Raw genomic sequence first — 20,093 nt, forward strand, 5'->3', positions numbered from 1 at the left:
CCGACGTGTGGTCACGCCGAATAGCCGTGTGGGCCGCGGTCCTGCCGCTGGCCGTCGTGGTGACGTGGGACGCCCCGCCGCTGACCGCCGAGCCGGAGGCGCCGCGCCCCGCGCGCCGGCCGCTGCCCGCCGTCGAGCAGGCCGCCCCCCGGCCCACCGTCGTCTCCCGCGCCGTCTGGGGCGCCGACGAGGAGCTGCGCCGGGACGACGTCACCTACACCGGCGCGGCCCGGGCGGTCTTCATCCACCACACCAACCACCCCGACGACTACGACTGCGCCGACGCCCCGGAGATGCTGCGCGCGATGCACGCGGACCACGTGACCCGGATGGGCTGGGACGACCTGGGCTACAACTTCGTCGTCGACAAGTGCGGCACGATCTACGAGGGCCGGGCCGGCGGCCTGGACCGTTATGTGCTGGGGGCGCACACCACCGGCTTCAACATGGACAGCGTCGGCATCGCGGCGCTCGGCGACTTCGCCGACGCGGGCGGGGTGCCCGAGGCGCTGGTGACCGCGATCGCCGAGATCGCCGCCTGGAAGCTGCGGCCGGGCACCGATCCGCGCGGCGAGGTGCGCCTGGTCTCCACGAACGACGACAGCCGGGTGCCGGAGGGCGACCCGGCCGAGCTGGCGGTGATCTCCGGCCACCGCGACATCGTGCAGACGCACTGCCCCGGTGACGCGCTCTACGCCGAGCTGCCCCGCATTCGCGACGAGGCCGCCCGGGTGCGCATCGCGGCGGGCACCTGAGGCCCATGCCGCCGCCCGCAGCCCCCGGTCTGATGCCCCGCTGGCTGCGGGCGTTGCCGGTGGTGCTGCTGATCGTGACGGGGGTGGTGGAGTGGGTGGTGCCCGGGTGGGTGCAGCTCGCGTTCCTGTTCGCCGCGCTGCCGCCGCTGACCGGGCTGATCTACGGGCCGCGCATGACGGCGCTGCTGGGCGTGGCGGCGCTGCTGCTGCTGGTGCTGCCCGCGACCCGGCCGCCGCACGTGGACGACGCCGACCTGGGCGCGGTGGGCGCCATCTCGGTCGGCGGGGTGCTGGTCTCCTGGATCCGGAGCCGCTACCTCCGCGATCTCGTGGTGGTGCGGAACGTGGCGGAGGCCGTGCAGCGGGCCGTGCTGCCGCCGTTGCCGGAACGGGTCGGTGACGTCCGGTGCGCCGGCCTCTACCGGGCGGCGCAGGTCGGGGCGCTGGTCGGCGGCGACCTGTACGACCTGCGGGCCAGCCCGTTCGGGGTGCGGGCGCTGGTGGCGGACGTGCAGGGGCACGGCCTGGCGGCGGTGGCCACGGTGGCGGCGCTGCTGGGCGCGTTCCGGGAGGCGGTGCTGGACGAGGCGGATCTCGGCGCGGTGGCCGCCCGGCTGGACCGGCGGCTGGTCGTGGACGCGGCGAACAACGCGGACGAGCAGCCGTCGGAGCTGTTCGCCACGGCGCTGCTGCTGGAGTTCCCGCCCGGCTCCCGGCAGGTGCGGCTGGTGAACTGCGGGCATCCGCCGCCGCTGCTGGTGCGCGGCGGCGAGGCGCGGGAGCTGTCGGCCGATGCGGCGCCGCCGCTGGGCCTCGGGGCGGGGCAGCCCTCGCCGGCGGCGGCGCGGGCGGTGTCGCTGCGGGCGGGGGACGTGCTGCTCGGCTACACGGACGGGGTGACCGAGGCGCGGGACGCGTCGGGGGAGTTTTATCCGCTGCCGGAACGGCTCGCCGGCCGGCTGGGCCACGAGTGGCCACCGGGGCAGGTGCCGCCTCTGGGGCTGGTGGAGTTCGTGTGGCGGGATGTGACCGAGTACGCCGGTGCGATCACCGATGACGTCGCCCTGCTGGCCTTGAGCCTCGACAGGCCACAAACTTGAGCCGACAAGGCTCAGGACATTTGACCGAGGGACGGGCCTGCGGCACTCTTGAGTCAGTCGCACTCAAGCTAGTAGCTGGAGGATACCGAAATGGCACGTGCGGTCGGCATCGACCTGGGCACGACGAACTCCGTCGTCAGTGTTCTCGAAGGCGGTGAGCCCACCGTCATCACCAACGCCGAGGGCGCCAGGACCACGCCGTCCGTCGTCGCTTTCGCGAAGAACGGCGAGGTGCTGGTCGGCGAGGTGGCCAAGCGCCAGGCGGTCACCAACGTGGACCGGACGATCCGTTCCGTCAAGCGCCACATGGGCACGGACTGGAAGATCGGCCTGGACGGCAAGGACTTCAACCCGCAGCAGATCAGCGCGTTCATCCTGCAGAAGCTGAAGCGGGACGCCGAGGCGTACCTGGGCGAGAAGGTCACCGACGCGGTGATCACCGTCCCGGCGTACTTCAACGACCACGAGCGGCAGGCCACCAAGGAGGCCGGCGAGATCGCCGGTCTGAACGTGCTCCGCATCGTCAATGAGCCGACGGCCGCCGCCCTCGCCTATGGCCTGGAGAAGGACGACCAGACCATCCTGGTCTTCGACCTCGGCGGTGGCACCTTCGACGTCTCGCTGCTGGAGATCGGCGACGGCGTGGTCGAGGTGAAGGCCACCAACGGTGACAACCACCTCGGTGGTGACGACTGGGACCAGCGCGTCGTGGATCACCTGGTCCGCCAGTTCGCGAACGCGCACGGCGTCGACCTGTCCAAGGACAAGATGGCCCTCCAGCGGCTGCGCGAGTCCGCGGAGAAGGCCAAGATCGAGCTGTCCTCGTCCACCGAGACCACGATCAACCTGCCCTACATCACGGCGTCCGCCGAGGGCCCGCTGCACATGGACGAGAAGCTCACCCGGGCGCAGTTCCAGCAGCTCACCGCGGACCTGCTGGAGCGCTGCAAGACCCCGTTCCACAACGTGATCAAGGACGCCGGGATCCACCTGTCCGAGATCGACCACGTGGTGCTGGTCGGCGGTTCCACCCGTATGCCGGCGGTCGCCGAGCTGGTGCGCGAGCTGACCGGCGGCAAGGACGCCAACAAGGGCGTGAACCCGGACGAGGTCGTCGCCATCGGCGCCAGCCTCCAGGCCGGTGTGCTCAAGGGCGAGGTCAAGGACGTCCTGCTGCTGGACGTCACCCCGCTGTCCCTCGGCATCGAGACCAAGGGCGGCATCATGACCAAGCTGATCGAGCGCAACACCACGATCCCGACCAAGCGTTCCGAGATCTTCACCACGGCCGAGGACAACCAGCCGTCCGTGCAGATCCAGGTCTACCAGGGCGAGCGCGAGATCGCGGCGTACAACAAGAAGCTCGGGATGTTCGAGCTGACCGGCCTGCCCCCGGCGCCGCGCGGCGTCCCGCAGATCGAGGTCACGTTCGACATCGACGCGAACGGCATCATGCACGTCTCCGCCAAGGACCTCGGTACCGGCAAGGAGCAGCGGATGACCGTCACCGGCGGCTCCGCGCTGCCGAAGGACGACATCGAGCGGATGATGCGCGACGCCGAGCAGTATGCGGACGAGGACGCCCGCCGCCGCGAGGCCGCCGAGACGCGCAACCAGGCCGAGCAGCTCGTCTACACCACGGAGAACTTCCTCAAGGAGAACTCCGAGAAGGTGCCCGGCGACGTCAAGACCGAGGTCGAGGCGGCCGTCGCGGAGCTCAAGGAGCAGCTCAAGGGCGAGGACACCGCGGCCATCCGCGAGGCGTCCGAGAAGGTCGCGGCCACCAGCCAGAAGCTGGGCCAGGCCATGTACGCCGACGCCCAGGCGGCGCAGGCCGCGGGCGGCCAGTCGGCCGGCGGCACCGAGTCGGCCGCGCCCGGCGCCGACGAGGACGTCGTGGAAGCCGAGATCGTGGACGACGACAAGCCGAAGGGTGGTGCGGCGTGACCCAGGACCCGCAGGGCTTCGACAAGGAGTCCGAGGTCCCCGACGCCGAGGCGGCGAAGTCCGAGGTGCCCGCCGAGACACCGGCCTCCGACGAACGCGCGGAGGCCGGCCCGGGCGGTGACGGGTCGCCGGAGGCGGCGGCGCAGGACCTCCAGGAGGTGGCCCTGACCGCGCAGTTGGACCAGGCGCGCTCCGCGCTGAACGAGCGCACCCAGGATCTCCAGCGGCTCCAGGCCGAGTTCCAGAACTACCGCCGCAGGGTGGAGCGCGACCGCGTCGCCGTGAAGGAGATGGCCGTGGCCAACCTCCTGACCGAGCTGCTGCCGGTGCTCGACGACATCGGCCGCGCCCGGGACCACGGCGAACTGGTCGGCGGCTTCAAGCAGGTGGCGGAGTCGCTGGAGGTCGTCGCGGCGAAGATGGGGCTGATGCAGTTCGGCAAGGAGGGCGAGCCCTTCGACCCGACCGTGCACGAGGCCCTGATGCACAGCTATTCGCCGGACGTCACGGAGACGACGTGCGTGCAGATCCTTCAGCCGGGGTACCGCATCGGCGAGCGCACCATCCGCCCGGCCCGGGTGGGTGTCGCCGAGCCCCAGCCCGGCAAGCCGGCCGAACAGGAGGAGAGTGCGCCCGAGAAGGACGACGGCGGTGGCCCGGACGAGGGCTGACGCCGCGGTGAGAGCGCCGACGTGGAAGGAGGGACGCCGGGGATGAGTACCAAGGACTTCATCGAGAAGGACTTCTACAAGGTTCTCGGCGTCCCGAAGGACGCCACCGAGGCCGAGATCAAGAAGGCGTACCGGAAGCTCGCCCGGGAGAACCACCCCGACGCGAACAAGGGCGACGCCAAGTCCGAGGAGCGCTTCAAGGACGTCTCCGAGGCGTACGACGTGCTCGGCGACCCCAAGCGGCGCAAGGAGTACGACGAGGCGCGCGCCCTCTTCGGCAACGGCGGCTTCCGCCCGGGGCCGGGCGCCGGCGGTCAGTTCAACTTCGACTTCGGCGACCTGTTCGGCGGCGGGCCCCAGCCGGGCGGCGGCCCGGCGGGGCCCGGGGCCGGCGGCTTCGGCGGCGGCCTCGGGGACGTCTTCGGCGGGCTGTTCAACCGCGGCGGCGCGGGGACGCGCACCCAGCCGCGGCGCGGCCAGGACATCGAGTCCGAGGTGACGCTCAGCTTCACCGAGGCGGTGGCCGGCGCGACCGTGCCGCTGCGGATGTCCTCCAGCGCGGCGTGCAAGACCTGTTCGGGCACCGGCGACAAGAACGGCACCCCGCGGGTGTGCCCGACCTGTGTCGGCACCGGGCAGGTCAGCCGCGGCGGCGGGGGCGGCTTCTCGCTCACCGACCCGTGCGTGGACTGCCGCGGCCGGGGCCTGATCGCGCAGGACCCGTGCCCGGTGTGCCGGGGCAGCGGGCGGGCGACCAGCTCGCGGACCATGCAGGTGCGGATCCCGGCCGGCGTGGACGACGGGCAGCGCATCCGGCTGCGCGGCAAGGGCGCGCCCGGCGAGCGCGGCGGCCCGAACGGGGACCTGTACGTGGTCGTCCACGTGGACGAGCACCCGGTCTTCGGCAGGCGCGGGGACAACTTGACGGTCACCGTGCCGGTGACCTTCCCGGAAGCCGCGCTCGGTGGTGAGATCAAGGTGCCGACGCTCGGTGGTCCCCCGGTGACGCTCAAGCTGCCGCCGGGCACCCCCGGCGGACGCACGATGCGCGCGCGCGGCAAGGGCGCGGTGCGCAAGGACGGCACCCGGGGCGATCTGCTGGTCACCATCGAAGTGGCCGTGCCGCGCGACCTGGGGGAGAAGGCACGCAAGGCCCTGGAGGAGTACCGCGCCGCCGCGGAGGGTGAGGACCCTCGGGCAGGCCTGTTCGAGGCCGCGAAGGGAGAGTAACGAGATGAACGGCCGGAACGGACAGAACAGCAACCCCTACGAACTGACCGACGAAACTCCGGTGTACGTCATCTCCGTCGCGGCTCAGCTCTCCGGGCTGCATCCGCAGACACTGCGGCAGTACGACCGGCTGGGTCTGGTCTGCCCGGACCGGACCCCCGGTCGTGGCCGCCGCTACTCGGCGCGCGACATCCAGTTGCTGCGCGAGGTGCAGCGGCTGTCCCAGGACGAGGGGATCAACCTCGCCGGGATCAAGCGGATCATCGAGCTTCAGACCCATGTCGCCGCGCTCCAGGCGAAGGTGGTCGAGCTCCAGCAGGCGGTGGAGGGCGCCGCCGTCGCCATGCGGCAGCGCGAGGCCCAGGTCCACGCGTCCTACCGCCGCGACCTGGTGCCCTATCAGGACGTGCGCCAGTCCGCCGCGATCGTGGTCTGGCGCCCGGACGGCAACGGCGGCCGCTGACCGTCTCCCCGGGCCGGGCGCCGGTCTGGCACCATGGTCAACCGGGTTCAGCGTCACGGCCGTTGGAGGGGAAGCGATGAGTGGTCCCAGCAAGGGGCTCGGCAAGGTCGAGGTGCAGGTCAGGTGGGACCCCAGCCCCTCGGGCCGGCCCGCCACGGATCTGGACATCATCGCGGGGACCTATCGCGCCGACGACCCGTTCGGCGACCCCGTCTACCTCGTGCACTTCGACAGCCGCTCGCCGGACGGCACCATCACGCTGAGCCGGGACAGCCGAACGGGTCAGGGCTTCGGCTATGACGAGGTCATGACCCTGGAGTTCGACCGGCTGGCCGAGGTCTACGGCCGGGTGGTCGTCGGGGTGGCCATCCAGCAGAGCGGCGGGCGGAAGACGTTCGCGGACGTGGCGGGCGCCAAGGTCCGCGTCGCCGAGGGCTACACCGAGCTGGCGACCGACGAGTTCGCCGGGGTGGCCGGTTCCACGGCGGCGACGGTCGCCCAGTTCATCCGGAACGACTCCGGCGCCTGGTCGTTCGCCCCGGCCGTGCGCGGATACGACGCCGGCCCGGAGGAGTTCGCCCGGATCATGGGCGCGGGGCCGGCCTGACCTGCCGCCTGTTCAGCGCGCGGCCCAGCGGGGGCAGCGCCAGACAGGTCAGCATGGTGGCCAGCAGCCAGCCGGCCAGCACGTCCGTGGGCCAGTGCACGCCCAGATAGACCCGGCTCGCGCCGACCGCGACCGCCCAGGCGGCGGGCACCGCGATGGCCAGCGCGCGGGTCGCGACGCGGTGGCAGTACGGCAGCAGCGCGGCGGCCAGCCCGATCGCGGCCAGCGCGGACGTGGTGGCGTGGCCCGAGGGCATGGCCGGGTTGTTGACGTGGGCGTGCCAGTGCTCCTCGGGCGGCCGGGGCCGGTCCACCGCGTTGACCAGGAGGTAGCGGAGGAACTGGGCGGTGGCCAGGGCGCCCACGCCGGCCACCGCGCCCAGCAGCCACGCCCGGGGCACGGTCAGCACGCCCGCCGTGATGGCCAGCAGATACGGCACCACGCGGTTGCCGGTGTCGGTGATGAACCGGAACACGTCGATCCCGCCCGCCGTGCGGTTCTCCAGCGTCCAGTCGTGCAGCGCGCGGTCGATGCCGAACGGCACCCCGTCCCGCAGCGTCACCACCGTGATCAGCGCGGCGAGCAGCACGGCGGCGGCCGAGGCGGCGAGCAGGCGGTGGGGCGGCATCAGGCCACCGCCCCGTTGAGGAAGAACGCGGTCGTCGCGGCGCTGGCCCGTTCCACGCCGAGCGCGCCCGGCGCCGCCAGCGGCATCGCCGACTCGATCAGCCCGCCGTAGAACGCGAGCAGCACCTCGGGCGACAGATCGGCGCGCAACGTGCCGTCCGCCGCGCCGCGCGCCAGCAACGCGAGCAGCGGCGCGCCCAGTTGTGCCTGGATTTCGTCGGCGTCGGCGGGCTTGGGCCCGGTGCGCAGGAACGCCGCGTACCGGCAGCCGGTGCCCAGGAAGGCCCGGGTCAGCCGCGCGATGCCCTCGGCCACCGGGACCGTTTCCAGCCCGGCCTCCTCGATCCGGTCGGTCAGCTCGTCCAGGGCCCTGCGGCCCAGGGCGGCGAGCAGCGCCTCGCGGGTCGGGAAGTAGCGGTACAGCGTGGCGCGGCCGACGCCGGCGGCGCTCGCGATGTCGGCCATGGAGGCCGCGTCGCCGCGCTCGGCCAGGACGACGGCGGCGGCGGCCAGGACGGAGGTCGCGATGTGGTCCCTGAGGACCGGCTTCCGGCTCATCGGCGGAAGTGTAGTGGCGCGGGTGCGGGCGGCGCCCGGAGCCGAACGGGCGCCGCCCGCGGTCGCGTTGCCGCGCGGGATCAGCTTCCGGAGCGGCGCACCTCCACGTCAGCGGCCCGGACATAGGCGATGCGGTGGCCGAGCTGGATCTGGTAGTACACCTCGCCGCGCACGACCTGATGGTTCGCCGGGTCGAAGGTGACGGCCCGGTAGTACTCGCTCTCCGTCCGCTGCCCCACCACGTACTCCTGGTCGGCGGGGATCTGGTACGCCAGCGGCACCACCGGCTGCGCGGGCACGTCCGCCGGGTAGGCGGCGGCCTCGGGATAGGCCCGGCCGTAGACCGGGATGGTGGCCGCGCCGTCCTTGCCGGTGACCACCCAGCCGCGGGCGTTCACCGCGGTCGGGGCGTCGGCCGGGTTGTGGAACCACGCCTGCTGGCCGAGGTACCAGATCGCGGTCCAGTCGCCCTCCCGGCCGGCCACCGCGAATTGCTGCCCGGCCGTGGCGCGGGCGCCCACGTCGTTGACGCCGGTGGAGGACCGGCCGTCGCCCGGGTGCGTGGCGATGTCGGAGACCAGCGGCGCGTTGGCGTCCGGCGCGGTGTGCAGCCGGACGGCGGCGGAGCCGTGCGGGGCGCAGGGGTTGCCGCTGCCGCCGCAGTCGGTGAACACCGGCGCGTGGCTGTCGTAGTCCGGCGCGATGGTGACGATGCCGCCGCCCGGGCCCGCGGTCGGGCGGAACGGGGCGCCCAGCAGCTCGAAGTAGTGCGACCAGTCCCAGTACGGGCCGGGGTCGGTGTGCATCCCGGCGACGCTCGCGTTCACCGGGCCCTGGACGTTGTCGTGGCCGATGATGTGGTGGCGGTCCAGCGGGATGTCGTACTGCCGGGACAGATACCGCACCAGCCGGGCCGAGGTGCGGTACATCGCCTCCGTGTACCAGGCGTCGGGGCTGGTCAGGAAGCCCTCGTGCTCCAGGCCGATGGAGTTGGCGTTGACGTACCAGTTGCCGGCGTGCCAGCCCACGTCCTCGTTCGACAGGTGCTGCGCGATGTGGCCGTCCGAGGAGCGCAGGCTGTAGTGCCAGGAGACATACGTGGGGTCCGTGACCAGGTCGAGGGTGGTCTGCCAGGTCGCCTCGGTGTCGTGGATGACGATGTAGTCGATGGCCTGCGAGGCGGGGCGGTCGGCCAGGTCGTGGTTGCCGTAGTCGCCGTCGCCCAGCTCCTCGTAGGGCGCCGGGATCCACTCGCAGGAGACCGACCGGGGGCACTCGACCTCGGGGTCCCGGGGCGCGGCGGGCAGCCCGAGGCCGTCGGCGGCCGCGGTGACCGGGGTGACCGCGAGCGGTTCGAGGACGACGCGCCGGCCCTCGGCGGTGACGCGGGAGGTGCCCTCGTTGATCACGGCGTAGACCTCGTCCGCGAAGACCTCCGCGGCCTCCCGCGTCTCCGCGCCCGCGTAGGCGGCGACCGCGCCGTACCAGTCGGCCGGGTCGTCGCTGGCGGGCAGGCCCAACTCGCGCTGGGCGGCGGCCAGTAGCGCCGCGCCACCGCGCACGTTCGCCGCCTCGCTGGTCCGCAGCTCGCCGGCGGGCAGGCCCGTCAGCTCCGCCGCCTCGGGCAGCGTGCGCAACGCGGCGGGCAGCGCGGAGGCGGACGCCGGCTCCGGCTCGGCCGGGTCCAGCGGGCGGGACTCGTCGCCGCGCGGGTCCTCGCCGCCGTGCCCGTGGTGTTCGCCCGCCTCGGCGAGCGCGGTCTCCGCGTCGGTCAGGTGCATCGGACCGTAGCCGCCGGACACGCTGGCCGCGCCGCGGTGGCCGTCCCACCGGGACTGGAGGTAGGAGACGCCGAGCAGCACGCTCTCCGGCACGTCGTACTCCTCGGCCGCGTCGGCGAACGCCTCTTGCAGCGCGGTGGCGTCGGAGTCGGCGCCCGCGGGCGGGCTCCCGGACAGCAGGGGCAGGGCAACGGCCGCGGCGGCGGTGGCGACGGCCGCGCGGCGGGCGCGTCTCGGCCGCTGGGGACTGGATTCTCGCAAGGCGGGCCTCCCGGAGGGCTGGGCTGGGTGCGCCATGAGCATGAGCATGCTGGTGGTCGGCGGTGACGCCGTCAATGCGCCCGGGATACACCGAAGTTGCACCTCCGTGGCGGTCCCCCGGGCTTTCGGCGCGCCGCGTCCGCCGCCTGCGGCGCGGCACTGGTCTCAACCGGTGGTGGAAGGGCGGATTTTGCCGATTCTTTGCCGCGAAAGATCAATGATCCGGCGGCACCCACCCGTTCGGCGCAGAGTAGCTGGACATGAGCGCGCTGTGATCACAGGGTGTCCCTATGAATCTCCCGCGTGCGCGGATACCCGCCGCCGCCCTCGCCGTCGCCGTCGTCCTGCTCGCCCTCGGCGCCCCGCCGGCCGTCGCCGCCGACCCCTGGGCGGCCGGTCCGGTGAGCACCGTGGGCAAGCTGATCTGGGACGCGGGCGACGGCCGGCTCGGACTGTGCTCGGGGGCCGTGGTGGACGCCCCCAACGGCAGCGTGATCGCCACCGCCGCGCACTGCGTCCGCACGGGCGCCAGCCCCGAGCCGCCGGCCGAGGTCTGGTTCGTGCCCGCCTACGACCACGGCCGCGACAGCTACCGGGCCGACGGCTGGCCGGTCACCGCGTTCCACACCCCCGCCGGGTGGGACGTCTCCCAGGAGACGTCCGCGATCCTGCCGCACGACTACGCGTTCCTCACCGTCGGCGAGAAGGACGGCCGGACGGTCCAGGAGGTCCACGGCGCCAACCGGCTGGTCTTCGAGCCGGTCGGCGAGGGCGACGACGTCGCCGTCCTGGGCTATCCGGCCGCCGCGCCGTACGACGGGGAGTCGTTGCACTACTGTGCGGGCCGGACGGATGTGCTGTTCGAGGGCGAGGCCCAGGCGCCGAACCTCGGCGGGCTGCTCCTGAAGGACTGCGACCTCACCGCCGGATCCAGCGGCGGCCCCTGGCTCACCCACTACGACGAGGCCACCGAGTCCGGCACGGTGGTCGCGGTGATGTCGGTGGGCAGCGGCGAGGGGGATGTGGTGGGGCGCCCGTTCCCGGAGGAGGCGAGAGAGCTCTTCACGGCCGCTGGCGGAAGCTGAAAGGGTGCGACAAGGCCCGGCGCAGAGGCGCTCCGGATCCCGCTTGAGTGAAATAGACTCAACTTATCGCACGTTGCGTCTAGCAGACTCACGTTTGGATTTCACGGAGGGGCACCGCAGAAGTGAACGCCGAGCTGACCAACAGGAGCCGGGACGCGATCAGCGCGGCCAACGACCGCGCCCTCACCGGGGGCCACCCGGACATCACCCCGGCACATCTGCTGCTCGCCCTGCTCACCGGCCAGGACAACGAGAACATCCAGGACCTCCTCGCGGCCGTCCAGGCCGACCAGGCCGCGCTGCGCTCCGGCGCCGAGCGGCTGCTCGCCGGGCTGCCCCGCGTGCAGGGCGCGTCCGTCGCCAAGCCCCAGCCCAACCGCGAGCTGCTGGCCGTCATCGCCGACGCCGCGCAGCGCGCCAAGGAGCTGGGCGACTCCTATGTCTCCACCGAGCACCTGCTGATCGGCCTCGCCGCCAAGGGCGGGCAGACAGCGGAGCTGCTCACCGCGCAGAACGCGGCCGACCGCAAGCTGCTCGACGCGTTCGAGGCCGGCCGCGGCGGGCAGCGCGTCACCACCGCCGACCCCGAGGGCACCTACAAGGCCCTGGAGAAGTTCGGCACGGACTTCACCGCCGCCGCCCGCGAGGGCCGGCTCGACCCGGTCATCGGCCGGGACCACGAGATCCGCCGCGTCGTGCAGGTCCTCTCCCGCCGCACCAAGAACAACCCGGTCCTCATCGGCGAGCCCGGGGTCGGCAAGACCGCCGTCGTGGAGGGCTTGGCCCAGCGCATCGTCAAGGGCGACGTGCCCGAGTCCCTGAAGAACAAGCGGCTGGTCTCGCTTGACCTCGGCGCCATGGTCGCGGGCGCCAAGTACCGCGGCGAGTTCGAGGAGCGGCTGAAGGCCGTCCTCTCCGAGATCAAGGACAGCGCCGGCCGCATCATCACGTTCATCGACGAGCTGCACACCGTCGTCGGCGCGGGCGCCGGCGGCGACTCCGCCATGGACGCGGGGAACATGCTCAAGCCCATGCTGGCCCGCGGCGAGCTGCGCATGGTCGGCGCGACCACCCTGGACGAGTACCGCGAGCGGATCGAGAAGGACGCCGCGCTGGAGCGCCGTTTCCAGCAGGTGCTGGTCGCCGAGCCCACCGTCGAGGACAGCATCGCCATCCTGCGCGGTCTGAAGGGCCGCTACGAGGCGCACCACAAGGTGGTGATCGCCGACGGCGCGCTGGTGGCCGCCGCGACGCTGTCCGACCGTTACATCACCTCCCGCTTCCTGCCGGACAAGGCCATCGACCTGGTGGACGAGGCCGCCTCCCGGCTGCGGATGGAGATCGACTCCTCGCCGGTGGAGATCGACGAGCTCCAGCGCTCGGTGGACCGGCTGCGGATGGAGGAGCTGGCCCTGGCGAACGAGTCCGACGCCTCGTCCCGCGAGCGGCTGGCCCGGCTGCGCCGCGAGCTGGCCGACCGCGAGGAGGAGCTGCGCGGCCTGACCGCCCGCTGGGAGAAGGAGAAGCAGGGGCTCAACCGCGTCGGCGAGCTGAAGGAGCGCCTGGACGAGGCCCGGGGCCTGGCCGAACGGCGCCAACGCGACGGCGACTTCGAGGCCGCCGCCAAGCTGCTGTACGGGGAGATCCCCGCGCTGGAGCGCGAGCTGGCCGCCGCCTCCGAGGCGGAGCAGGAGGCCAAGCGCGACACCATGGTCAAGGAGGAGGTCGGCCCGGACGACATCGCCGACGTCGTCTCCTCCTGGACGGGCATCCCGGCCGGCCGGCTGCTGGAGGGCGAGACCGAGAAGCTGCTGCGCATGGAGGAGGAGCTGGGCCGGCGGCTGATCGGCCAGACCGAGGCGGTCGTGGCCGTCTCCGACGCGGTGCGCCGCAGCCGGGCCGGCATCGCCGACCCGGACCGGCCCACCGGCTCGTTCCTCTTCCTCGGCCCGACCGGCGTGGGCAAGACCGAACTGGCCAAGACGCTGGCGGAGTTCCTGTTCGACGACGAACGCGCCATGGTCCGCATCGACATGAGCGAGTACGGCGAGAAGCACTCGGTGGCCCGGCTGGTCGGCGCCCCGCCCGGCTACGTCGGCTACGAGGAGGGCGGCCAGCTCACCGAGGCGGTCCGCCGCCGCCCCTACACCGTCGTGCTGCTGGACGAGGTGGAGAAGGCCCACCACGAGGTCTTCGACATCCTGCTCCAGGTGCTGGACGACGGGCGGCTCACGGACGGGCAGGGCCGGACGGTCGACTTCCGCAACACCATCCTCATCCTCACCTCCAACCTCGGCAGCCAGCACCTGATCGACCCGCTGGCCAAGCCCGACGAGCAGCGGGAAGAGGTGCTGGCGGCGGTGCGCGCCGCGTTCCGCCCCGAGTTCCTCAACCGGCTGGACGACGTGGTGGTCTTCCGCCCGCTCGGCGGCGACGAGCTGGGCCGCATCGCGCGGCTCCAGATCGACGCGCTCCAGCGGCGGCTGGCCGACCGGCGGCTGGAGCTGGACGTCACCGAGCTGGCGCTGCGCTGGCTGGCGGACGAGGGGAACGACCCCGCGTACGGCGCCCGGCCGCTGCGCAGGCTGGTGCAGACCGCGATCGGTGACCCGCTGGCCCGCAAGATCCTCTCCGGCGAGGTCAGGGACGGCGACACGGTCCGGGTGGACGCCGCCCTGGACGGCGGGCTGTCGATAACGGCCGAGCGCTGAGCCCGCGCGGCCGCCGCGCCGGGCCCCCATCCCGTCCCCGCCCTCCTGTTGCCAGACCCGGGCGGGGATGGGAGAGGATGGGGGAGCCTTCCGAAGGTGTACGAGCAGTCGTATGAAGGGACCCATCCCGTGTCTGTCGATCCGTCCGCGATCCCGAACTTCGGGGGCCAGCCGGACAAGCAGGGCCAGCCGCAGCAGGCGAGGAAGCCCACCGGCCCGATCATGCCGAACCCGGACCTGGTCAAGCAGCTCCTGGAGCGCATGAAGCTGAAGTACGTGGAGGACAAGGAGGGCGACGTCGTCGCCCCGTGGAAGCACTTCCGCGTCTACTTCATGTTCCGCGGGGAGGAGCGGCAGCGGGTGCTGACCGTGCGGACCTTCTACGACCGGCCCCACACGATCGAGGACAAGCCGCGGCTCCTGCAGAACATCGACGAGTGGAACCACTCCACCCTCTGGCCCAAGGTCTACACGCACACCGGCGATGACGGCACGGTCCGGCTGATTGGCGACTTCCAGTTGCTGCTGGGCGCCGGCGTCGGCTTCGACCACTTCGTGGCCAGCGTGGTGAGCTGGGTGCGCGCGGCGGGCGAGTTCGACAAGTGGCTGGTGGAGCGGTTCGGCCTGGACAAGGACGAGCCGGACGCGGCCGATGGGCCGGACGCGGCCGGTCCGGCGGAGCCGGAGGCGCACGAAGAGCCCGGCGGGGACGACTAGTGATCGTCGCGTTCTCCGTGACGCCCATCGGCACCGGTGAGGACGTCGGCGAGGAGGTGGCCGAGGCCGTCCGGGTGGTCCGGGAGAGCGGGCTGCCCAACCGGACCGACGCCATGTTCACCAGCGTCGAGGGCGAGTGGGACGAGGTGATGGCCGTGGTCAAGCGGGCGGTGGAGGCGGTCTCCGCTCGCGCCGGCCGGGTCAGCCTGGTGCTGAAGGCCGACCTCAGGAGCGGCGTCACCGACGGCCTCACTAGCAAGGTCGAACGCGTCGAACGCCTGCTGGCCGAGCCACCCCGGGACACCTCCGCCTAGCACTCGGAAAACCAGCCGCCGCCCGGGCTCGGCGAAGCGGGCGAGCCTATCCCACTCCACGCGTCATCCCTCCCCGGCCCAGGGGTTCATCGTTGTCGGGCCGGTCGCCGAACGGCCCGTCTGCTCCGCATGGAGGACGAGCTCCGGAAGCGGCGTTTCAGAACCTGTCAAGGTGGCCGACCAGCCACCCGGGGCATGCTTGCGGGCATCGTTTCCCGACGGGGGAAGGAGCCAGCCGGTGGCGGACGTGACGGATGTTGACACCGATACGCATCACGACGAAACCCTCGGGCAGCGTTGTGTGTTGGTGACCGAACACGTGGGAGTGCTCCACCTGATGAAGCGACGCATCGCGAACGCGCCCGGGGCGGCGGCATGAGGCTCGTCCTGCGGCGGGACGCCTATCACGCCACGACCCCGGACGGCGCGTACATCCTGACGCCGCGCGGTCCGGTGCGGCTGGCCGGGCGGTCCACCGCCCGCTGGCTGGACCGGCTGGTGCCGAAGCTGGCCGAGGGCAGCACGCTGGCCGAGCTGACCGAGGGGCTCTCCCCGCGCGACCGCGACACGGTGGAACGGCTCGTGCTGCGGCTCACCGACGCGGGCCTGCTCACCCGGGCGGGCGCGGCGGAACCGGCGGAGCTGACCGCCGGTGAGGCCCGCGAGTACGCGCCGGAGATCTCCTATCTGGGCTGGCACCGGGAGGGCGCCGCCGCCGCGTTCGCCCGGTACCGCGCGCTGCGCACCCTCGTCGCCGGGGAGGGCCCGCTGCTGGCGGCGGTCGCCCGGGCCGCGCTGACCTCGGGGCTGCGCGCCGTGCGCGTCGCCGCGTTCGACGGCGCCCCCGAACCGGAGTGGTGCGCCCGGGACTCCGGCCAGGGCCTCACCTGGGCCCCGGCCGCCGAACCGGCGGACGCCGGGGCGGCGGCGGCCCTGCTGAACCACGTCCACCTGGTGCTGCACGTGGGCGACCAGCGGCCCGAGCGGGCGCTGCTGATCGAGCGCGCCGCGCGGGCCGCCCGGGTGCCCCTGGCCCAGGTCGTCGTCCATGGCGCCGAGGCCTGGCTGGTGCCGCTCCAGACCTGGGCGGGCGACGACGGCGCGCCCGGCCACTGGGCCGCCGCCTGGCCCCGGCTGGAGCCGGCGGCCGCCCGGTCCGCGCCCGCCGAACCGGGCCCGGCCGCCGGGACCGCCGTGGCCGCGCGGCTGGTGCGGGACGCGTTCCGCACGCTCACCGAGGCCGTGCCGCCCGGCGCACGCGCGCGGCTGACCGGCGTGGACCTGAAAACCCTGACGAACCGGACGCGCACATTCCCGCCGCACCCCAGCGCGTTGCCCCTGCCCGCGCGCCCCCGGGCCGGTTTCCACGAGCGGATACGCGCCCTGCGCCGTGGAATGCGGCTCACCGAGCGGCAGTTGGCCCAGCGTGTCGGGGACTGCGCCGACGAGCGGCTGGGCGTCTTCCGTTACGCGGACACCGCCTGGGCCCAGTCGCCGCTGCACGTCAGCCAGGCGGTGGTGCGCGAGCGGCCCGCGGTCACGGCGACCGGCGTCGGCTTCGGCTATGAGACGGCCCGCGGCCAGGCCGCGCTCACCGCGCTGGCCCGGTACGCGGCCGGCCGGTTCGACCCGCGCCTGCTGCCGGAGGAGGGAACGGACGAGCCGGGCCGCCGGGGCGGTCCGGCCGTGCCCGGCTACGAGCTGGCCGACCCCACGCGGATCCGCCGGATCCCGGTGGCCGACGCGTTCCCCGGGCTGCGGCCCTGGCGGCCGGCCGCCGACCCGTACTCGGCGGTGGTCGGCGGCTACGACTGGCAGGAGGCGGTCACCGCGGGGCTGCTCGCGCACTGCCGCCGGCTGACCGTGTTCCGGCTGCGGGAGACCGCGCGCCCCTATCCGCCGGTGGCGCTGGACGAGGTGCCGCTGGACGAGGACGGCGCCCGCTGCCGCGACATCCTGGCCGAACTGGGCGAGCTGCCGGATGTCTTCGACATCACCGGCCCGCTCGGCGTCCCCACGTTCGCGTTCTGTCAGGGCCCGGTCACCCTCGCCTGCGGCGCGGGCCTGACCGCCGGCACGGCGCTCACCGACGGCCTGCGGCAGGTGCTGCTCGCCGTGCAGGCCCGCGCCCACCACCAGGCCGGTTACGCGCCCTGGCCGGTGGTGCCCGGACTGCCGCGGGTGCTGCGCGGGGAGGAGCCGCGCCCGGCCGCGGAGCCCGCCGAGCCCGCCGCGCTCAGCGTCGCCGCGGTCGCGGCCCGGCTGCGCACCATCGCCGGCACCGCGGTGGCGGTCCCGCTCGACCACGATCCGGCCATCGTGGAACGCGTGCCGTACCTCGTCCACGTGGTGGTGGTGTGACGATGCCCGGTCCCCCTCGCGAACGCCCCCGGCTCTGCGTGCTCGGCTCCGGCGGGGCGCTGCACGACGCCATCCTCGCCCGGGGCGGCGCGCCCGCCGGGTCGCGCGCCCTGCTGGTCGCCGTGCACGAGGGCTGGGACACCGCGTTGCACGCCACCGCCCGGCGCACGGCGGCGGACCACGGCATGGCCTGGCTGCCGGTGCGCACCGAGCTGAGCCACGCGGTGATCGGCCCGCTGGAGGAGCCGGGCGCCGCGGGCTGCGCCGACTGCGCCGCCGACCGCGCCCGCCGCATCCGGCCCGACCAGGCGGAACGGGACCTGGTGCGGCAGCGGCACGGCGCGGCGCTGGCCGCCCGCCCCTCGTCCTGGCTGACCGGGGGCGCGGCCGAACTGGTCGGCGGGCTGGTCGCCGAGGAGGCCCAGCGGCTGAGCGACCCGGCCGCCGGGGAGCCGCGCACGCGCCGGGCGCTGCTGCGCGTCGCCCTGGACGAACTGTCCGTCTCCCGCCACCCGTTCCTGCCCGACCCGCTCTGCCCGGTGTGCGGCGGCGTGCCCGAGGACACCGCCGAGCGCGCGGTGCCGGAGCTGCGCGCCCGCCCGGCGTACCGGCCGGGGACCTATCGCACGCGGGCGATCGGCGAGGAGCTGCCGGCGCTGACCGAGACCTATGTGGACGAGCAGGTGGGGCTCATCGGCACGCTGGAGGGCCGGAGTTCGGGCGGGCTGGTGGTGACCTCCGCGCCGGTCGGGTTCCGTTCCGGCCGCCGCGACGCGGGCCACGGCCGCGCGGCGACGTACCGCGCCAGCCGGCTGACCGCGCTGCTGGAGGCGGTGGAACGGTACGGCGGCTCGCCCGGCGGGCGCGGCACCGCGGTGGTGGCCAGCCTGGCGGAGCTGGGCGACCGAGCCGTGGACCCGGCGACCGTGGGCGTGCACACGCCGGAGCAGTACGCGCTGCGCGGCTTCCCGTTCGAGCCGTTCTCGCCCGAGGCGCCCCTGCGCTGGGTGTGGGGCTGGTCGTTCGCCCGCGGCGAGCCGCTGCTGGTGCCGGAGACGCTGGCGTACCGGGAGGCGGGCCGCGGCTTCGTCTACGAGACGTCCAACGGGTGCGCGCTGGGCGGCAGTCTGGAGGAGGCGATCCTGTACGGGCTGCTGGAGGTGGCCGAACGGGACGCGTTCCTGCTGACCTGGTACGCCCGGCTGCCGGCCCCGGAGATCGAGCTGAGCACCGCGGCCGACCGCACCGTGCCGCTGCTGGCCGCCACGGTGCGGGCCGAAACGGGCTACCGCGTGCGGGCGTTCGACATCTCCACCGAGCAGGGCATCCCCTGTGTCTGGGCGATGGCGGTCAACCCGGCCGACGACGGCAGGCCCGCCCTGGTCTGCGCGGGCGGCTCGCACGCCGATCCCGAGACGGCGATCAGCGGCGCGCTGCACGAGCTGAGCCCGGCGCTGACCACGCTGCTGGGCCGCTACGCCGACGAGGACGAGACGGCGCGCGCCCGGCGCATGGCCGCCGACCCCGCGCTGGTGCGCGGGATGGACGACCACGCGCTGCTGTACGCGAACCCGGGCGCGGCGGCCCGGCTGGACTTTCTCACCGCCGCCCAGCCGAGCCGCAAGACGGCGGACATCGGCCAGGAGCCCGGCGGGTTCGCCGCCGACGACCTCCGGGAGAACCTGCGCGAGGCGGTGCGGCGCTTCACCCGGCACGGCATGGACGTCATCGTGGTCGACCAGACCGCGGCCGAGCACCGGGCCGGCGGGCTGCGCTGCGTCAAGGTGCTGGTGCCGGGCGCGCTGCCGCTGACGTTCGGGCACGCCCACCGCCGGGTCACCGGGCTGCCGCGGCTGCCCGCCGCGCCGGTCCGGCTGGGCCACCGGGACCGGCCGCTCGCGCCGGAGGAGGTGAACCCGCACCCCCATCCGTTACCGTGAAGGCGGTCTGCACAGCCGTCAGTCAGCTTCTGTCAAGTTTTCTCTCAGCAAGGTCCGGCAGGATTCGGCGCGTCGCTCATCCGGAGAGAGAACGGAGACCTACGTGTCCACGCCCCTCGCGATCTCCGTGTCCCCGGCCTGCGCGTTCCGGCTGCTGGGACCGTTCTCCCTCACCCGGGACGGCGCCGCCGCGCGGCCGATGTGGCCCAAGCCGACCGCGCTGCTGGCGATGCTGCTCGTCGCGGACGGGCCGGTGCCGCTGGACCGGATCGTCGCCGAACTGTGGCAGGGCCGCGCGCCCAGTTCGGCGGTGGCCAACATCCGCAGCTATATCCGCCTGCTGCGTCGGGAGTTGGGCGCCGACGCGGTGCGGACGATGCTGGGCTGCTACGAACTGGTCCTGCGGGACGCGCGGCTGGACGCGGACACGTTCCGGGAGCTGCTGGAGCGGGCCGACCGCACCACCGCCGCCGAGGAGCGCGCGGCGCTGCTGAAGGAGGCGCTGGACCTGTGGCGCGGCCCGGCGCTGAGCGGCATCCCGCACGGCCCGGTGCTGGAGAGCTGGGTGGCGCGGATGAACGGCCACCGGCGGCGGGCGCTGCTCGAACTGGCCGGGCTGTGGCTGGAGTCGGGCCGGGAGGCCCGGGCACAGGACCTGCTGCGCCAGCACCTGCTGGGCCAGCCGACGGATGAGACGGCGTACGAGCTGCTGATGCGGGCGCTGCATCAGGCTGGCGACGGCAGCGCGGCGCTGGCCGTCTATCAGCAGGCGAACCGCCACCTGGTGGACCGCGGCCTGTATCCCGGGCCGCGGCTGCGCGGAATGCAGCAGGCGATCCTCAGCCACCGCCCGCTGCCCGCCTCATGAGCCGGTGGCCCCGCCGGGCGTGGGAGGCCCGGGGGCGCCACCGCGGGGTCTGTCCGGCGGGAACCCGCACTCCCGCCGGACAGGCCGCGCCCCGTGG

18 protein-coding genes are annotated in these 20,093 nt (G+C 73.8%); 15 read left to right on the plus strand and 3 right to left on the minus strand.

Features of this window, described 5'->3' with window-relative positions; all coding sequences use genetic code 11:
* Positions 1–5 precede the first annotated feature (5 nt).
* The 7 genes from RM590_RS20560 to RM590_RS20590 all read left to right on the plus strand — a co-directional run bounded on the left by RM590_RS20560 (position 6) and on the right by RM590_RS20590 (position 6,773).
* The gene (locus RM590_RS20560; RefSeq protein ID WP_311706114.1) at positions 6–755 is read left to right on the plus strand and encodes a peptidoglycan recognition protein family protein; all 750 of its coding nucleotides are present in this window, start codon (positions 6–8) and stop codon (positions 753–755) included.
* Between the two features lie 5 nt (positions 756–760).
* Entirely contained in the window at positions 761–1,855 is a 1,095-nt protein-coding gene (locus tag RM590_RS20565) for a PP2C family protein-serine/threonine phosphatase (RefSeq protein ID WP_311706115.1), read from the plus strand.
* 90 nt (positions 1,856–1,945) lie between these two features.
* Positions 1,946–3,802, plus strand: coding sequence for a molecular chaperone DnaK (dnaK, locus tag RM590_RS20570; RefSeq protein WP_311706116.1), 1,857 nt, complete (start codon positions 1,946–1,948; stop codon positions 3,800–3,802).
* Complete coding sequence (grpE, locus tag RM590_RS20575) at positions 3,799–4,473, plus strand: nucleotide exchange factor GrpE (RefSeq protein ID WP_311706117.1); 675 nt, start codon at positions 3,799–3,801, stop codon at positions 4,471–4,473. The genes dnaK and grpE overlap by 4 nt, the downstream gene beginning before the upstream one ends.
* Positions 4,474–4,515: 42 nt before the next feature.
* Positions 4,516–5,703, plus strand: a complete 1,188-nt coding sequence (gene dnaJ, locus RM590_RS20580) for a molecular chaperone DnaJ (RefSeq protein ID WP_311706118.1) — start codon at positions 4,516–4,518, stop codon at positions 5,701–5,703.
* Between the two features lie 4 nt (positions 5,704–5,707).
* Positions 5,708–6,166, plus strand: a complete 459-nt coding sequence (locus RM590_RS20585) for a heat shock protein transcriptional repressor HspR (protein ID WP_311706119.1) — start codon at positions 5,708–5,710, stop codon at positions 6,164–6,166.
* A gap of 76 nt (positions 6,167–6,242) precedes the next feature.
* Positions 6,243–6,773: a TerD family protein gene (locus RM590_RS20590; protein WP_311706120.1), complete on the plus strand. Its 531-nt coding sequence runs from the start codon at positions 6,243–6,245 to the stop codon at positions 6,771–6,773.
* On the opposite strand, the gene RM590_RS20595 is transcribed toward RM590_RS20590, so the two are convergent.
* The 3 genes from RM590_RS20595 to RM590_RS20605 form a co-directional block, all read right to left on the minus strand.
* Positions 6,751–7,401 carry a phosphatase PAP2 family protein gene (locus RM590_RS20595; protein ID WP_311706121.1) on the minus strand — a complete coding sequence of 217 codons (651 nt, stop codon included), beginning with the start codon at positions 7,399–7,401 and terminating at the stop codon, positions 6,751–6,753. The two genes, RM590_RS20590 and RM590_RS20595, sit on opposite strands and share 23 nt — an antisense overlap.
* Entirely contained in the window at positions 7,401–7,958 is a 558-nt protein-coding gene (locus RM590_RS20600) for a TetR/AcrR family transcriptional regulator (protein ID WP_311706122.1), read from the minus strand. The genes RM590_RS20595 and RM590_RS20600 overlap by 1 nt, the downstream gene beginning before the upstream one ends.
* Positions 7,959–8,038: 80 nt before the next feature.
* Complete coding sequence (locus RM590_RS20605) at positions 8,039–10,036, minus strand: N-acetylmuramoyl-L-alanine amidase (RefSeq protein ID WP_394813914.1); 1,998 nt, start codon at positions 10,034–10,036, stop codon at positions 8,039–8,041.
* A gap of 254 nt (positions 10,037–10,290) precedes the next feature.
* Between RM590_RS20605 and RM590_RS20610 the strand changes: the two genes are divergently transcribed.
* The 8 genes from RM590_RS20610 to RM590_RS20645 all read left to right on the plus strand — a co-directional run bounded on the left by RM590_RS20610 (position 10,291) and on the right by RM590_RS20645 (position 19,996).
* Positions 10,291–11,085, plus strand: coding sequence for a trypsin-like serine peptidase (locus RM590_RS20610; protein ID WP_311706124.1), 795 nt, complete (start codon positions 10,291–10,293; stop codon positions 11,083–11,085).
* Between the two features lie 122 nt (positions 11,086–11,207).
* Entirely contained in the window at positions 11,208–13,796 is a 2,589-nt protein-coding gene (gene clpB, locus RM590_RS20615) for an ATP-dependent chaperone ClpB (protein WP_311706125.1), read from the plus strand.
* Between the two features lie 129 nt (positions 13,797–13,925).
* Positions 13,926–14,513 (plus strand): YbjN domain-containing protein, encoded by a 588-nt coding sequence (locus tag RM590_RS20620; RefSeq protein ID WP_311706126.1) that lies wholly within the window; start codon positions 13,926–13,928, stop codon positions 14,511–14,513.
* Entirely contained in the window at positions 14,513–14,827 is a 315-nt protein-coding gene (locus tag RM590_RS20625; RefSeq protein WP_311706127.1) for an MTH1187 family thiamine-binding protein, read from the plus strand. The genes RM590_RS20620 and RM590_RS20625 overlap by 1 nt, the downstream gene beginning before the upstream one ends.
* Before the next feature lie 238 nt (positions 14,828–15,065).
* Entirely contained in the window at positions 15,066–15,206 is a 141-nt protein-coding gene (locus RM590_RS20630) for a hypothetical protein (protein WP_311706128.1), read from the plus strand.
* Entirely contained in the window at positions 15,203–17,188 is a 1,986-nt protein-coding gene (locus RM590_RS20635; RefSeq protein WP_311706129.1) for a thioesterase domain-containing protein, read from the plus strand. Before RM590_RS20630 ends, RM590_RS20635 begins: the two co-directional genes overlap by 4 nt.
* A gap of 2 nt (positions 17,189–17,190) precedes the next feature.
* Complete coding sequence (locus tag RM590_RS20640; protein ID WP_311706130.1) at positions 17,191–19,128, plus strand: TOMM precursor leader peptide-binding protein; 1,938 nt, start codon at positions 17,191–17,193, stop codon at positions 19,126–19,128.
* 103 nt (positions 19,129–19,231) lie between these two features.
* Positions 19,232–19,996, plus strand: coding sequence for an AfsR/SARP family transcriptional regulator (locus RM590_RS20645; RefSeq protein WP_311706131.1), 765 nt, complete (start codon positions 19,232–19,234; stop codon positions 19,994–19,996).
* The last annotated feature ends 97 nt before the right edge of the window (positions 19,997–20,093 follow it).

The organism is Streptomyces litchfieldiae (assembly GCF_031845365.1).
Classification (GTDB): Bacteria; Actinomycetota; Actinomycetes; order Streptomycetales; family Streptomycetaceae; genus Streptomyces; species Streptomyces litchfieldiae.

Excerpts from the sequence above, each read along its gene's own strand:
- dnaK (WP_311706116.1), top strand. The coding sequence starts at position 1,946 with ATGGCACGTGCGGTCGGCATCGACCTGGGCACGACGAACTCCGTCGTC.
- RM590_RS20585 (WP_311706119.1), top strand. The coding sequence starts at position 5,708 with ATGAACGGCCGGAACGGACAGAACAGCAACCCCTACGAACTGACCGAC.
- RM590_RS20565 (WP_311706115.1), top strand. The coding sequence starts at position 761 with ATGCCGCCGCCCGCAGCCCCCGGTCTGATGCCCCGCTGGCTGCGGGCG.
- dnaJ (WP_311706118.1), top strand. The coding sequence starts at position 4,516 with ATGAGTACCAAGGACTTCATCGAGAAGGACTTCTACAAGGTTCTCGGC.
- RM590_RS20590 (WP_311706120.1), top strand. The coding sequence starts at position 6,243 with ATGAGTGGTCCCAGCAAGGGGCTCGGCAAGGTCGAGGTGCAGGTCAGG.
- RM590_RS20595 (WP_311706121.1), bottom strand. The coding sequence starts at position 7,401 with ATGCCGCCCCACCGCCTGCTCGCCGCCTCGGCCGCCGCCGTGCTGCTC.
- RM590_RS20605 (WP_394813914.1), bottom strand. The coding sequence starts at position 10,036 with ATGGCGCACCCAGCCCAGCCCTCCGGGAGGCCCGCCTTGCGAGAATCC.
- RM590_RS20640 (WP_311706130.1), top strand. The coding sequence starts at position 17,191 with ATGCCCGGTCCCCCTCGCGAACGCCCCCGGCTCTGCGTGCTCGGCTCC.
- RM590_RS20635 (WP_311706129.1), top strand. The coding sequence starts at position 15,203 with ATGAGGCTCGTCCTGCGGCGGGACGCCTATCACGCCACGACCCCGGAC.
- RM590_RS20600 (WP_311706122.1), bottom strand. The coding sequence starts at position 7,958 with ATGAGCCGGAAGCCGGTCCTCAGGGACCACATCGCGACCTCCGTCCTG.
- RM590_RS20610 (WP_311706124.1), top strand. The coding sequence starts at position 10,291 with ATGAATCTCCCGCGTGCGCGGATACCCGCCGCCGCCCTCGCCGTCGCC.